Source organism: Tunturiibacter gelidiferens (assembly GCF_013410115.1).
GTDB classification, from domain to species: Bacteria; Acidobacteriota; Terriglobia; order Terriglobales; family Acidobacteriaceae; genus Edaphobacter; species Edaphobacter gelidiferens.
The window spans coordinates 2086830-2100121 of sequence record NZ_JACCCV010000001.1 but is presented as its reverse complement, the minus strand read 5'-3'; the positions used below and the strand labels follow the sequence as shown (position 1 = coordinate 2100121).

Sequence of the window (13292 nt, the reverse complement as noted above, 5' to 3'; positions counted from 1 at the left end):
GCGAAGATTCAGGCTTATCTTATTACCGGGTGATAATGACCTCGCGAAGACTGTCTTTTGCGAGGAAAAATCGGAAATTACTAAACTCGCTGAGCAGGTTTTCGATCTTGCGATTGTTGAAGATGTTAAGCAATGGATAGTTTCCTGCACGCTGCATCTCAACTACATCGGTATCGGTCAGATGATATCGACAGAAGAAGGTCTCGGGACTGCTTGTCTGGTGAAAGAAAGCAAGCATAAGGCCTCCCGGTTGCAGCACCTTGTGGATACGGGATAGTACAGGCCCTATCAGGGGTTCGGGCAGATAGTCCGCCGTGTCCCAAAAGATGACGACGTCGAACACGCGACCGGAAAAATTGAGATTGCTCTCGAGAAAACGATCCACATCAAACTTAGGTTCCTGCCCCTCTTCGCCGGGAGTAAGCCACTCCGGTTTGGAGGCTTCGTCTACAACGCTCGCCATATAGATGCTGTGGCCGAGGCTGGTGATGTAGTTGATGTTGGTGGACGACGTTGGTCCGATGTCGAGGATGCGCAGTGATTCCTGCGTCTGGAGATGCTTCAACAGCTCTTTCCACCCGCTGGAGTGACGCGGAATACGACCGGTGTCGCCACTTCGTTGAGTACTTGTACTATCGCTACCGCCGAAAAGGCTGCGCATTGAGCCCGCTTCCCTTTCTGGTCCTAGGCCTGTGGTTGAGAGAACAGAGGAGCGCCCGACTCGACTGGGGCGGAGTGCGTCGCAACTGGAGTTGAGGACTTCGGCTTCCCTTCAGAGTTTGCTTTGAGTTCGACGCTTCCCTTCAAGATCGCGCTCTCTTCAATGCAGAGCCTGCCGGCAAGGATATCTCCGTTTACGATTGCTGACTGGCGCAGGTCGACGCGACCCGTCGCTTGAACGTTGCCGGTAAGATGACCGAAGACGGTGACATCGCGGACGCTGATGTCGGCCCGTACCCGAGCGTTGGGTCCTATGGTCAAACCGCTCTCTTTGAGAGTGATGGTCCCTTCAATGTCTCCGTCGATGTAGAGGTCTTCATCGCCGGAGAGTTCTCCGCGGATGACGACCGACTTACCGATGACGGTGGAACCCTCTGCTGGTTTCATAATCGATTTGTTCTCCCTTGAGGTCCTGCCTGCTTCACATGCACCTTGCCCGAACTATACCCAAGCTGATGCCGTGAGGCAAACCGCGCATCCTTTGTCGGGCCTCGTGAGTCATAGGAGAGAACCATAGAATGGAGAGACGAGAGGTGTGGATTGGGAAGAACTACCGTGGACGCATGTAGGGGGGCTTCAGTCAGCAAGCCCCGATTCATGGCAGTTTCAGGGCACGGGAGGTCGCGGAAGCGGACCGTCGTTGGATCTGTCCTATTGCTGTTGACCATAGCCGGGGGGGTAACAAGCGCACAGAGTGTCGCTACGACGAAAGATGTAGATGAGGCGGCCCTGCTAACGGTGCCACCCCGTTCGTGGGTAGTCGACGCGTCGAAGAATGAACTAATAGCGCTTCACCACAACGACTCGTACCTGCGGTATCGCACCCACACACTCAGCGAGAAGGGCGACGTTGTTCGCGACGTCGTTGAAAGTAAAGACGGGACTGTGGCGCGTCTGATTATGAGGGAGGGAAAACCGCTGACTGAGGAGCAGGATAAAAGCGAGCGGCAACGGCTGAACGACATGATCGCGTCGCCGTCAGCCTACTTCAGGCATATTCGGAATAGCGACGCGGAGCGGAAGATGGCGGACAAGTTAGTGCCTTTGATGCCAGATGCGGCGGTTTATACCTACACCCCGGGGCAGCCGCAGTCCGGCAAAAACGGCGGCGCGCGGGAGATCGTAATCGACTACAAGCCGAACCCGAAGTTCAATCCGCCAAATACCGAAGCCGAGGCACTGACGGGGCTCGAGGGAAGAGTCTGGATCGATGCCAAGTCGCATTATCTGGTTCGCATGGAGGGGACGATCTCGCGTGGGGTGAACTTCGGCTGGGGCATGCTGGCGCATATCTATCCCGGAGGCAAACTGGTGCTGGATCAGACCAATATTGGTGAGAACAGATGGATCTTCACTTACTTTTCGATGAAGCTGAGCGTGAGAGCGCTGATGTTGAAGACGGTAAACGTGCATACCGAGTCCACGGCCAGCGACTTCCAAAAGCTTGGGCCGATGAGCTACCAGGACGCCATTCGCATGATGCTGAATACGCCTTTGCCGGACCGGTAGGGCGAATCACGCTGTTACACGAGCCTTGGCGTGGAGTGTTTGTCGGCGCACAGTGAGGGACTCGACGCGGTCGCGCTGTACTTCGAAGCCTCTGCCAATCGTGGTTGGTACCGCGATCTCGCCCTTGGCACTGACGGTGACCTGTGGCTCGATGATGTCCTGTGCCCAATAGCGGCTGGAGGCGGAGACGTCGCCGGGAAGAGAGAAGTTGGGCAGGGATGCGAGGGCGATGTTGTGGGATCGACCAATACCAGTCTCCAGCATGCCGCCACACCAGACGGGGATCCCGCGTTCCTCTGCCGCGTTGTGAACGGCGACGGCCTCGCTGAAACCACCGACACGGCCGACTTTGATGTTGATGATGCGGCAGGACTCCATGTCGATCGCAGCGAGAGCGTCGCGTCGGTTGCGGATGGATTCATCCAGGCAGATTGAGGTTAAGAGGCGCTTCTGCAGCATGGAGTGGAAGTAGAAGTCGTCGTACCAGAGGGGCTGCTCGATCATGAGCAGATTGAAGCGGTCCCAGTCGACGATATTTTCAAGGTCCTTCATGCGGTAGGCGGAGTTGGCATCGCAGCTGAGGGTAATGTCGGGCCACCGGTCGCGGACGGCTTCAAAGATACTGACGTCCCAGCCTGGCTTGCATTTCAGTTTGATGCGCTGGTAGCCTGCCGCGAGTTCGGTGGCGATTTTGTCCATCAGATGGTCGGGCGAAGGTTGAATGCCGATCGAGACTCCGCAGGGGATGACGTCGCGTGTCCCGCCAAGGAGTTCAGCCAGGGAGACGCGCCTGACCTGCGCTTCAAGGTCCCAGACAGCGTTTTCGAGCGCAGCCTTGGCCATGCGATGGCCGCGGACTTGCCGGAAGATGTTCGGGCAGTCCCCGCCGCGTTCCACATGAGCTTCGAGCAGGCGCGGGGCAAGCTCCGACTCGGTGATGATCCAGGCTGTGTCGATGGTCTCGTCGCTGAAGTAGGGGTGTTCACCGGCGACGCACTCTCCCCACGCGGTGAGGCCTTCGGATTCCAGTTCGATCAGGAGGATACGGCGGCTGGTGGTGATGCCGAAGCTGGTCTCGAAGGGATGAGCTAAGGGCAGGTTGATCTCTCGGAGGTGAATCGCATCGATGTTGAGCATTTGCAGTCCTGTCTTTCCGAATTGCTGGATCGTGGCGGGTCTGGTGGGCCTGGCTCAGTGGAATTGTACTGCGATCGTGGTGCTGATATGTCAGATCTCCGAGGTGTTATTCCAGGGGCCGAGGAGGAAACTGCCGTTGCCCTGTGTATCCCGTTCGTACCCGACGACGGCCAGCCCGCGTTGAAACGCCGATTCGAGGGCCGTCCGGTTGTTGCTCTGGAGGGTTCTGGCGAGGCCTCGTTGCTGAGGGTCCTGCTTCCATTGGTAGATGGTGTGCGGGACCGTGATGCGTTCAAGTACCTGCTGAGGCTGAGGTTCGCCTTGTAGCAGATCTGTTACGTGACGGGAGCGCAACCACCACTCCGCGTATAGCCTATCGGTCGGGAGGCCACCCTGCAACGGGGAGGAGGAAGGCCCGTAAAAGTCGGGCTGGTAGCGCCGAACGATAGCGCCGAGCCGATTGATGTTCAGATGTGAGTTCCTGATCTCGAGAGGATCGAAGGTCCACTCCATCAGATCGAAGCCGCGGGCGATGGCCTCGTCGCGCTGGGCGAGCTTGAGCCGGCGGCCGATGCCCGCGTTGCGATACTGCGGGAGGACGGCGAGCATGTGGGAGTGGAGGTAAGATTTGCCTTCGCGGTAGCCAGGCAGGGACATGGCGAAGCCGACAAGGTTATCGCCATCGAAGGCTCCCAGCACCTGCCCGCCGATGCGCTGTGCAACTACGAAGACCCGCCGGGGGATCACATCGCCGTCACTGTAGCCCCAGACTTCGAGCTGGAGGACGACGCAGCGCTCAAAGTGTTCGAGGCTGGTAAGGGATTGGATGTGGATAGCTGTCTGAGGGCTGGCGTTCATGACCTTGTCGGTTCGGTGGCGACGTTCTTCGCTTGATTCCATAGTATTTCGAGCTGATCGGGGGTGGAAGCCGCCAGGGCAGCGCTATTGCCTGCAGCAGACTCCATTGCGGCGAAGCGGCGGCGAAACTTTGCATTCGTAGCACGCAGGGCAGATTCGGGGTCGACCCTGAGGTGTCGGGCGAGGTTGACGACCGTGAAGAGAATGTCTCCCAGCTCTGCTTCGATTGCGGTCATGGAGCTTGCGGCTAAGGCGGGATCCAACTCGGCCTTGAGTTCGCCGATCTCCTCGTGCAGCTTGTCGAAGAGTCCGTCCGGGTTGGGCCAGTCAAATCCTACTTTTGCGGCGCGGGAGCCGAGTTTGCCCGCTTCCATAACGGCCGGCATCGAGCGAGGGATATCGTCGAGCATGGAGGTTTGCGTGGATGCAGATCCCTTCTTTTCAGTCTGTTTGATCTTTTCCCAGTTGCGCAGAACGGCGTTGGAATCAGTCGCCTCAGCGTCGGCAAAGATGTGCGGATGGCGGCGAATCAACTTCGTGTTCAGATTTTCAGCTACATCCTGGATCGTGAAGTAGCCCGCCTCGGAGGCCATCTGAGCGTAGAAGAGCACCTGGAGGAGGAGATCGCCGAGCTCATCCTTAAGGTCGGGCCACGCGTGGCGCTCGATAGCATCGAAGACCTCGTAGGTCTCCTCAAGCGTATGTCGCTTGATGGAGTCGAAGGTCTGCTCGCGATCCCAGGGGCAACCATCGGGTGCGCGCAGACGTGCCATGATCGCTACGGCCTCAGCGATTGGGTCCGCGGTAGGTGAAGCGACATCTTGCGGGAGACTCTCCGGGCTAGACTCGGACATATATTTCAACTTTACCCGATGAACTAGTCGACGACATGGTTTCCGGCCTCGAGGTAAATGCATTATCCTTTGCACCATATGGTGCCAGAGCAGGAAGCGAACTCTAAACCGAGGCAACGCAGGAGCCGCTGGGTGCTACTGCTCCTACTGCCTTATCTTGGACTGTGTTTCCCGATCGTCTATGCGCGTTCAACACCGGCGCTCTGGGGCTTTCCGTTTTTCTATTGGTATCAGTTTGCGTGGGTCATCCTGGCCTCTGTGCTTTTGGCTATCGTCTATCGCAAACTCAAAACGTAGTCTCTGGAGTCGGGCACTCTTGGTGCTTTTCCACCATGGGGTCGGGGTTAAAGATGAACGCGCCGACAGGAACATCGGCGCGTTTCAGGATGGTTGCATTGACTTCGAGTTTAGCGAACTGACTACATCTGGCCGTTTGGTTTCGCGGAGGAAGCAGTACTCGGCTGGTCGTTGTTCATGTTTGTCATCAGCTTGATGTCGACACGACGATTCTTTGCGCGACCTGCTGCTGTGCTGTCACTTGCGACCTGCTGGTCCTTCCCGATGCCAATCAAGTAGAACTTATGAGGCGGGATGTTGTACTTCGACGATAGATAGTTGACGACGGCATCCGCACGATGCTGGCTAAGCTGGTAGTTATAGGCCGCATCGCCGACTGAGTCTGTCCCGCCGGTCACCTCAAGGATGTAACCGCGAGTACTGGTGAGGTTTGCCGCCAGGTCATCGAGCTGCTTTTTATCAGCGGCGGTGAGAACGTACTTATCGAACGCAAAGGTAACGCTCACGTCGGAGATCTGCTTGTAGTTGTCCAGGTTGGCTACGACGCCACTGAGACTGTCGACCCGGTTATACGCTTCCTTCGCGGATTGATTCGCAGCATCTGCAGATTGGCCTGCTGCAAGGGCGTGCTGGTCGGCTGTGTTCGCTGCAGACTGTGCGCCGGCGATTCCGGTCTTGGCGCGCTCGTCCGTGTCGACAATATTGCGGTGATCAGCGGCGGTCTTGGTGTCCAGGTCGTTGGTTTGTTGGATGATGGGGGTGGTCTGGGAGCGGACGTAGTTTTTGGTGGAGCAACCTACCGTAAACGTGAGGGCTAGAGCACTGGCTAAAGCGGCGGTGCAGGCAGATTTTCTTTTCATGTCCCTATATGTATTGGAGCTCATTCTCTTTCACTCTCCTGGTAGTAAGTGCTGCAACAGTTCATCCACAGCAGTTGGTAAGATGCAATCAGAGTGCCAAAGCGTTGGCACAATTAACTACACTCCTCTCAAATACTTACAGCAGTTAGAGCGAATAGCCGAGTGGAGTGTTTGTTGTCGGGCGGGAACTTTTGATCGGCTGCCGCGTCAAATCTACTGAGCAAACAACTGCACACAGCAGCCCTAATGGACTGCGTCTACACTTCAGATGCGGGCTCTGACACTCAGGCATGGATCTTCATCAGAAAATTCGCACTCTCCCCACTCAGCCAGGCTGCTATCTCTACAAAAATGCCGAAGGGGAGGTCATCTACGTCGGTAAGGCGAAAAACCTTCGTGCACGGGTGCGCTCGTATTTCCTAGAGGCGTCTCAGGCTAACGCCAAGACGGGCACCCTGATGCGTGAAGCAGTCGACGTGGAGTACATCACGGTTGCCAACGAGCACGAGGCGCTGGCGCTGGAAAACAATCTCATCAAGCAGAAGAAGCCCCGCTTCAACATTCTGCTGCGCGATGACAAGACCTACCCCTACATCAAGCTGACGATGAACGATCGTTACCCGAAGGTCTTTGTGACGCGCAGGTTGCGCAAGGATGGAGGGGCCTACTACGGTCCTTATTTCCCGGGCAATCTGGCTTATCGACTGGTTGATCTGATTCATCGGAGCTTTTTGATTCCCAGCTGCAAGGTTGACCTGTCGCGATATCATCCACGGGCGTGCCTGCAGTACTACATCAAGCGCTGCCTGGGGCCATGTCTCGAAGGGCTGACGACGCCCGAGGCCTACCGCCAGACCATTCGTGACGTGCAGCTCTTTCTGGAGGGAAGGCCCAACGAGCTCGAGCTGTCGCTGACAAAGCGGATGGAAGCGGCGGCGGAGGCAGAGCAGTTTGAGATGGCTGCTCGACTGCGAGATCAGATCGTTACCGTACACCAGATGCAGGACAAACAGCGCATGGCGAGCGCCGATAATGAGGACGCGGACGTATTCGGTTATCACTACGAGAACGAGATGTTGGCGGTGAATCTTTTTCACATGCGCAACGGAAAGATCGTGGATCGCCGCGACTTCTTCTGGGAGGATCTGCCGGAGTCCTTGCTGGATGCTGCGACGGAGGCTGTCGCCGAGGTCGAGGAACTGGAGGCGCTGCCTCGCATGGAGCCTGACCCTGCTGCGCCGGCACCTGAGATCGGCGAGGGTATCGCCATCGTGCAGCATGCCGCGGTATCGGAGCTGGGAGGCACTTTCAGTCCTGGAGTATTTTTCTCTGCGCTTCTGAAACAGATTTATCTCGATCAGAGTTATGTACCGCGATCGATTCTCGTGCCCGTCGAGTTTCCTGACCGAGCGCTATTGGCTGAGGCTCTGACGGAGCGGACAGGCAAACGTATTGAGATTCTTGCACCGCAGCGTGGTGAAAAACGCTCCCTCGTCGATCTTGTCTGTCAGAATGCGAAGCAATCGTATGATCAGCGATTCCGCGTGTTGCAACCTGGGATGAAGGCGATCCAAGAGGCGCTGCAGGATGCGCTCACGCTCGAGGAACTGCCGCGCAGGATCGAGTGCTTCGACATCTCGCACATTCAAGGCGCCGAGACGGTGGCTTCCATGGTGGTGTGGGAGGATGGCGCGATGAAGAAGTCCGACTACCGGAAGTTTCAGGTGAAGACGGTTACGGGCGTCGACGATTTCGCGAGCATGCGCGAGGTCATTCAGCGTCGCTACAAACGGTTACAGGAAGATAAGAAGCCGTTCCCTTCCCTGATCCTGATCGATGGAGGATTAGGGCAGTTGAACGCAGCCTATTCGGCGCTCGAGGAGATCGGGGTTACGTTGCAGCCCTTGGCATCAATCGCGAAAAAAGAGGAGATTATTTACGTGTACGGACAGGAGAATGAACCGGTCGTGCTGGATCGCCGGTCTCCCGTGCTGCACCTGATGCAGAAGATTCGCGACGAAAGCCATCGATTCGCCGTGACCTATCATCGCAAGCGGCGCCAGATGCGCGACCGGGATAGTGAGTTGTTGTCGATACCCGGTGTTGGGCCGAGAACTCGTCAACGATTGATCGAACACTTCGGCAGCGTGCGTGGGATCAAGCAGGCTGGTCCGGACGCGCTCACTGCAGTAGTGAATACCGCAACTGCTGAGCGAATTCGCAACTACTTTGCCGCGGAGGCGTCTGGCAATGCGGTGTTGCCCGTATTGAACGAAGCGTCGTGACGTTATTCGGCGCTGTCGGTCGGCGGTACTGCACCACCGAATTTGAAGGTATTGCAGGCTGCGATCGTTCCCTGCTGGAATCCTCGTTTGAACCAGCCGACGCGTTGCGCCGACGATCCGTGGGTGAAGCTCTCCGGGCTCACCGTGCCTCGCTCCAGGCGTTGAATATGGTCGTCGCCAACTGCGGCCGCGGCTTGCAGACCAGCGGTGATATCGGAGTCGTGAACGATGTTGCGTTGCGCCGTGCTGTGGGCCCACACGCCTGCGAAACAGTCTGCCTGCAGTTCAAGATCGACAGAGAGGCGATTCCTCTCCGAAGGATTTTGACCTGATAGCTGCCGCACCTTCCCTTCGATCCCGAGAAGGTCCTGCACATGGTGGCCTAACTCGTGAGCGACGACGTAGGCCTGGGCAAAGTCAGCGTTGCTGCCCCCAAGGCGTCTCAGCTCATCCCAAAAACTAAGGTCGATGTAAACCTTCTCGTCCGCTGGACAGTAGAAAGGTCCGCTCTGCGACTGAGCGGTGCCACAGCCTGAGTAAGTACGACCGCGAAAGAGCACGAGCGTCGAGCGCTGGTAGTTTTTGCCTGTTTGCGTGGGGAGAAGCTTCGTCCAGGTGTTCTGCACATCATCCAACGTCCAGGAGACGAGCTGCGCCGCTCTCTTCTCCTGAGGCGATTCAGTTGTCGGCGGGCGGTTGGCTGCGGAAGGCGCACTCTGTTGCGTGTAGGATGGCGACGCGCTATGGCCGGAGAGATAGCTGCCGATATAGTTGCGGCCCGTGACCAGGCTGACGACAAGCAGGATCAAAAAGCCGACGATCCCAATCCCACCGCCACCAAAGCCTCCACCACCGCCTCCGGAAGAACCACGTCTGTCTTCAATGTCGCCGCTGAGTCCGCCGCCAGGTGTCCAGTCCATAGTTCACTCCAGTAGGTGCGTCTCCATCTTATAAGTAAGATGTTTTATTCCGTCTTGTTTGAGTCAGGCTTTCTCACAGATTTTGCGAGTTTAGGCGGATGGGGTGTGCTACTCTCCGGAAACCGATGCCAAACAGCAAGTCCGAACTACCTCGCGTTCTAAACGCGTCCCACGCGACTTCCATCGTCGTGGGCATCATTATCGGAAGCGGCATTTTTCTGGTGCCGCGGGAGATGATGGCTGCGGTGGGCTCGTCTCGCATGGTTTACGTGGTCTGGATTGTGGGGGGCCTGCTCTCACTCTTTGGCGCCATGACCTATGCGGAGATCGCTGCCGCTAGACCGCGGTACGGCGGCGAATATGCTTTTCTGCGCGAGGCCTACGGGGATCTGACCGGCTTCCTCTACATGTGGACCCAGATTACGGTGGCCAAGCCTGCTTCGCTTGCTACCATCGCCGCCGGCCTGGCGCGGGTGTTGGGTACCTTCGCAGTCTTCAGCTTCTTTGCGCGTCCAGCTTTCCTCCATCTTTTCTGGGGACAGATCTTTGCCATCATGGTGACGTGGCTCATCGCCATACTCAACATTATCGGGACGAGAAGATCTGCCAACGTGCAGCTTCTGCTCACGTGGCTCAAGGGACTGCTGATTCTCGTGATTGCGGGTTTCTGCTTTGGAGCCGCAGGCCAACATGGCTCGTGGCACAACTTCAGCACAGACTTCACAGGAGCACGCGGAGGTTTTACTGGGTTCATGATTGCGTTGGTCGCCGCACTATGGGCCTATGACGGGTGGAGCGATGTCGTAACCATGGCGGGCGAGGTTCAGAAGCCGCAGCGCAGCATGCCGCTCGCGTTGGTTGGAGGCGTTGCCATCGTCGGTGCGCTTTACATGCTGACCAACGCTGCCATCCAATACGTATTGCCCGCAGCAACCATCGCCGCAGCGGATCGACCTGCAGCCGATGCGATGCGACTAGTCGCCGGACCGTGGGGAGCAACCCTGGTGTCGATCGGGATGGCAGTCAGTATCTGCGCGACCTTTGTGGGATCTTCGCTCTCCGGTGCGCGCGTTCCGTTCGCAGCGGCCCGCGATGGCCTATTTTTCAAGCAGCTTGCGCATGTCAACTCACGGTTTCAAACGCCGTCGACTGCGTTGATCCTTCAGGCCGTTCTGAGTTCACTGCTGCTACTTGCGATTGGAAAGTTTCAGGCGCTCTTTTCGCTGGCCATCTTCGGCGAGTGGCTGTTCTACATGCTCACAGCCAGTACGATCTTTGTGTTTCGCCGTCGCGAGCCACACATAGCGCGTCCGTATAGCATCTGGGGATACCCGGTTCTGCCGGCCCTTTTCATCCTCGCGGCCGCGGTCCTGTTGGTCTTTTCGTTTGCAGATCAACCGCGGAACTCCCTTGTTGGAACCGGGATCATCCTGCTTGGAGTTCCGCTGCACTATCTCCTGCAACGAAGACGAACAGCCTAACTGCGATTCTCGATAACCCGCTCATAGACGCGCACGTATTCGGCCGCCGGCTTATCCCAGGAGAAGTCCTGCGCCATACCTCTCTGCATCATTTGATGCCATTCCTGTTTATTCCGGAAGGTTTCAAGAGCGCGCTTGAGCGCATCGAAGAGTGCCCCCGCACTGTAGCCCCAGAATTTGAAGCCATTACCGCCGCCGTTAGGCTGCTCATCGATCGTGTCGTCAAGACCGCCAGTGGCCCGGACAACCGGGATCGTACCGTACTTGAGGCTGTAAAGCTGGTTTAGACCGCCGGGTTCATACCGGGAGGGCATCAGGAAGATGTCGGCCCCCGCCTCGATCTTGTGCGCCATTACATTGTCGAATTTAACCTGCACGCGCACCTTGCCGGGATGGCGGTCGGCCATCTCCCCCAGGAGGCGTTCGTAGTACTCTTCGCCGTTGCCCAGGATCACCAGCACCATGTCCTCCTGCACCAAACGATCCATGATCTCGACGATAAAGTCGAAGCCCTTTTGCGTGGCGAAGCGGGAGACGACTCCGATGATGGCGGTGTCGTCATTGACATTTTCCAGCCCGTAAGCATGAAGCAAATCTCGACGGCACTCTTTCTTGCCGGCAAGGTTTTCAGCCGTGTAGTGCGCTGCAATGTGTGAGTCGGTCGCCGGATTCCACTCGTCGGTGTCGATGCCGTTCGTTATTCCGAGGAGATCTCCGCTACGTTGCCGAAAGACTCCGTCAAGCCCGTTGCCAAACTCGCTCGTCTGGAGCTCTTCGGCATACCTACGGCTGACCGTAGTGATGGCATCTGCATACAAGACGCCGCCTTTCAGGAAGTCGACTTTGTCATAGTGTGCGAGTTTCTCAACAGTGAATAAATCCCAGGGGAGGAGCAGGGTTTCGATGGTCTGCGGAGGAAACACCCCCTGATGTCCGGCATTGTGGATGGTCAAGACCGATGGAACGTGGCGCAGGACGGGGTCGAAGTAGTAGATGGAGCCGAGCATGACCGGGAGCATCGCCGCCTGCCAATCATGAACGTGGAAGACGTCAGGAATGCCGAGCATCTTTGAGGCTTCGATAACGGCGCGGCAGAGCAGCCCGAAGCGTTCTGCGTTGTCGGGGTAATCGCCAGAGGGGGTGTCATAGAAGTTCTCGCGATCGAATAATTCGGCGCAATCGATAAAGTAAGTCTGGACTCCGCCCTTGATTCCACCGTCGAGAATACGCACGAAGCGGTTATAGGACGGGAAAGGAATCGTGACACTGGGCAGTACCACCGGAGGGTTCGGTACAGCCTTCGCGACCTGCCGGTAGTAGGGCAGAAAGACACTGACGCGATGACCGAGTTTGGCCAGTGTACGTGGGAGCGCGCTCACGACATCTGCCATACCGCCCAACTTGGCCCAGGGGGAACACTCCGATGCTGCGAAAACAATATGCATACCTTAGTCCTTTATCTTTCCAACCAAACCGTTAGTCTATAGAAGAGCACAGGAACAAACCGCACACATTGGATGCTGATGAAACGTAAGCCGAAGCTGGGGCAGAATTTTCTCGTTGACGACTCCGCCCGTCACGCCATCGTTGATGCCCTTGGTGATCTTAGCAAGCGTACCGTCATCGAGATTGGCCCTGGGCACGGGGCGATTACCGACATACTGGCAGGACGTTGTCACAAGCTGATTGCGCTCGAACTCGACCGTGCTCTGGCAGCCGAATTGACCTTTCGTTTTCGCGATCACCCGCAGGTACAGATTCTCGAGTGCGATGTTCTAGAGACGGACCTGCGAGCACTTGTGCCCGCGGGGGAGACGGCAGACGTGATTGGGAATCTTCCGTACTACATCACGTCGGATATTCTGCTGCAGCTCTTCGCGGCTGGCAAAGTCGGCACGCTCGCCCGCGCCGTTCTGATGATGCAGCGAGAGGTAGCCGAACGCGTCTCGGCTGCACCGGGGGTTCGCGACTATGGCTTGCTCTCCGCGACGGCGCAGATGAACGCGCAGGTCGACGACCTCTTTACATTGCCGCCGTCCGCTTTTTCGCCTCCTCCGGACGTTTACTCCACCGTGCTCCGGTTGCACTTCGCGCCGAGGTTTGCTGAGCTTGGAGTGGATCCTGACGGATTCAACATCTTTCTCAGGCACTCCTTCGCGCAGAAGCGTAAGACGCTTCAGAATAACCTCCGTGCCGCTGGCCACTCCGCTGAACAGCTCTCCGCGGCATGGCCACGCAGTATCCCTGTGCAGGCACGCGCCGAATCAATCGCGCTGGAATCGATGGCAGAGCTCTATCGATCCTTATCTATACCGCCGATGTCTTATGAGTAAGGTCTACGCGTGATTGCTGCACCTTCTCAGCAGAAGCT

General features: G+C 57.3%; 13 protein-coding genes. 5 read left to right on the top strand and 8 right to left on the bottom strand.

Annotation, left to right across the window (positions count from 1 at the left end; translation table 11 throughout):
- Positions 1-22: 22 nt before the first annotated feature.
- Together HDF12_RS09000 and HDF12_RS08995 are read right to left on the bottom strand one after the other, a co-directional pair.
- Positions 23-661, bottom strand: coding sequence for a class I SAM-dependent methyltransferase (locus tag HDF12_RS09000; protein ID WP_246373497.1), 639 nt, complete (start codon positions 659-661; stop codon positions 23-25).
- Positions 662-684: 23 nt separating this feature from the next.
- Positions 685-1107 (bottom strand): bactofilin family protein, encoded by a 423-nt coding sequence (locus tag HDF12_RS08995; RefSeq protein WP_179582219.1) that lies wholly within the window; start codon positions 1105-1107, stop codon positions 685-687.
- A 351-nt stretch (positions 1108-1458) separates the two neighbouring features.
- On the opposite strand from HDF12_RS08995, the gene HDF12_RS08990 reads away from it, so the two are divergent.
- Positions 1459-2229, top strand: coding sequence for a hypothetical protein (locus tag HDF12_RS08990; RefSeq protein WP_179582217.1), 771 nt, complete (start codon positions 1459-1461; stop codon positions 2227-2229).
- Between the two features lie 6 nt (positions 2230-2235).
- Here the strand turns inward: HDF12_RS08990 and menC are convergent, their stop codons facing one another.
- The 3 genes from menC to mazG form a co-directional block, all read right to left on the bottom strand.
- A complete protein-coding gene (gene menC, locus HDF12_RS08985; RefSeq protein ID WP_179582215.1) occupies positions 2236-3366 on the bottom strand; it encodes an o-succinylbenzoate synthase in 1131 nt (376 codons plus the stop codon).
- Between the two features lie 90 nt (positions 3367-3456).
- The gene (locus HDF12_RS08980) at positions 3457-4266 is read right to left on the bottom strand and encodes a GNAT family N-acetyltransferase (protein WP_306458002.1); all 810 of its coding nucleotides are present in this window, start codon (positions 4264-4266) and stop codon (positions 3457-3459) included.
- Positions 4221-4997 (bottom strand): nucleoside triphosphate pyrophosphohydrolase, encoded by a 777-nt coding sequence (mazG, locus tag HDF12_RS08975; protein WP_257025437.1) that lies wholly within the window; start codon positions 4995-4997, stop codon positions 4221-4223. The genes HDF12_RS08980 and mazG overlap by 46 nt, the downstream gene beginning before the upstream one ends.
- A 138-nt stretch (positions 4998-5135) precedes the next feature.
- Between mazG and HDF12_RS08970 the strand changes: the two genes are divergently transcribed.
- Positions 5136-5375 (top strand): DUF3311 domain-containing protein, encoded by a 240-nt coding sequence (locus tag HDF12_RS08970; protein ID WP_306458001.1) that lies wholly within the window; start codon positions 5136-5138, stop codon positions 5373-5375.
- 122 nt (positions 5376-5497) lie between these two features.
- Here HDF12_RS08970 and HDF12_RS08965 read toward each other — a convergent pair whose 3' ends face one another.
- A complete protein-coding gene (locus tag HDF12_RS08965) occupies positions 5498-6259 on the bottom strand; it encodes an OmpA family protein (RefSeq protein ID WP_246373498.1) in 762 nt (253 codons plus the stop codon).
- A 266-nt stretch (positions 6260-6525) separates the two neighbouring features.
- On the opposite strand from HDF12_RS08965, the gene uvrC reads away from it, so the two are divergent.
- Positions 6526-8520 carry an excinuclease ABC subunit UvrC gene (gene uvrC, locus HDF12_RS08960; RefSeq protein WP_179582209.1) on the top strand — a complete coding sequence of 665 codons (1995 nt, stop codon included), beginning with the start codon at positions 6526-6528 and terminating at the stop codon, positions 8518-8520.
- A 2-nt stretch (positions 8521-8522) separates the two neighbouring features.
- Here uvrC and ypfJ read toward each other — a convergent pair whose 3' ends face one another.
- Complete coding sequence (ypfJ, locus tag HDF12_RS08955) at positions 8523-9440, bottom strand: KPN_02809 family neutral zinc metallopeptidase (RefSeq protein WP_179582207.1); 918 nt, start codon at positions 9438-9440, stop codon at positions 8523-8525.
- 125 nt (positions 9441-9565) lie between these two features.
- Between ypfJ and HDF12_RS08950 the strand changes: the two genes are divergently transcribed.
- Positions 9566-10921, top strand: coding sequence for an APC family permease (locus HDF12_RS08950; protein ID WP_179582205.1), 1356 nt, complete (start codon positions 9566-9568; stop codon positions 10919-10921).
- Here the strand turns inward: HDF12_RS08950 and glgA are convergent.
- The gene (glgA, locus tag HDF12_RS08945; RefSeq protein ID WP_179582203.1) at positions 10918-12366 is read right to left on the bottom strand and encodes a glycogen synthase GlgA; all 1449 of its coding nucleotides are present in this window, start codon (positions 12364-12366) and stop codon (positions 10918-10920) included. The two genes, HDF12_RS08950 and glgA, sit on opposite strands and share 4 nt — an antisense overlap.
- Positions 12367-12438: 72 nt before the next feature.
- On the opposite strand from glgA, the gene rsmA reads away from it, so the two are divergent.
- Complete coding sequence (rsmA, locus tag HDF12_RS08940; RefSeq protein WP_179582201.1) at positions 12439-13254, top strand: 16S rRNA (adenine(1518)-N(6)/adenine(1519)-N(6))-dimethyltransferase RsmA; 816 nt, start codon at positions 12439-12441, stop codon at positions 13252-13254.
- Positions 13255-13292 lie beyond the last annotated feature (38 nt).

What these genes read in the sequence shown, in the direction of transcription:
- HDF12_RS09000 (WP_246373497.1), bottom strand. Translation starts at nt 661, where the DNA reads ATGCGCAGCCTTTTCGGCGGTAGCGATAGTACAAGTACTCAACGAAGT.
- HDF12_RS08995 (WP_179582219.1), bottom strand. Translation starts at nt 1,107, where the DNA reads ATGAAACCAGCAGAGGGTTCCACCGTCATCGGTAAGTCGGTCGTCATC.
- menC (WP_179582215.1), bottom strand. Translation starts at nt 3,366, where the DNA reads ATGCTCAACATCGATGCGATTCACCTCCGAGAGATCAACCTGCCCTTA.
- HDF12_RS08980 (WP_306458002.1), bottom strand. Translation starts at nt 4,266, where the DNA reads ATGGAATCAAGCGAAGAACGTCGCCACCGAACCGACAAGGTCATGAAC.
- mazG (WP_257025437.1), bottom strand. Translation starts at nt 4,997, where the DNA reads ATGGCACGTCTGCGCGCACCCGATGGTTGCCCCTGGGATCGCGAGCAG.
- HDF12_RS08970 (WP_306458001.1), top strand. Translation starts at nt 5,136, where the DNA reads ATGCATTATCCTTTGCACCATATGGTGCCAGAGCAGGAAGCGAACTCT.
- HDF12_RS08965 (WP_246373498.1), bottom strand. Translation starts at nt 6,259, where the DNA reads ATGAGCTCCAATACATATAGGGACATGAAAAGAAAATCTGCCTGCACC.
- uvrC (WP_179582209.1), top strand. Translation starts at nt 6,526, where the DNA reads ATGGATCTTCATCAGAAAATTCGCACTCTCCCCACTCAGCCAGGCTGC.
- ypfJ (WP_179582207.1), bottom strand. Translation starts at nt 9,440, where the DNA reads ATGGACTGGACACCTGGCGGCGGACTCAGCGGCGACATTGAAGACAGA.
- HDF12_RS08950 (WP_179582205.1), top strand. Translation starts at nt 9,566, where the DNA reads ATGCCAAACAGCAAGTCCGAACTACCTCGCGTTCTAAACGCGTCCCAC.
- glgA (WP_179582203.1), bottom strand. Translation starts at nt 12,366, where the DNA reads ATGCATATTGTTTTCGCAGCATCGGAGTGTTCCCCCTGGGCCAAGTTG.
- rsmA (WP_179582201.1), top strand. Translation starts at nt 12,439, where the DNA reads ATGCTGATGAAACGTAAGCCGAAGCTGGGGCAGAATTTTCTCGTTGAC.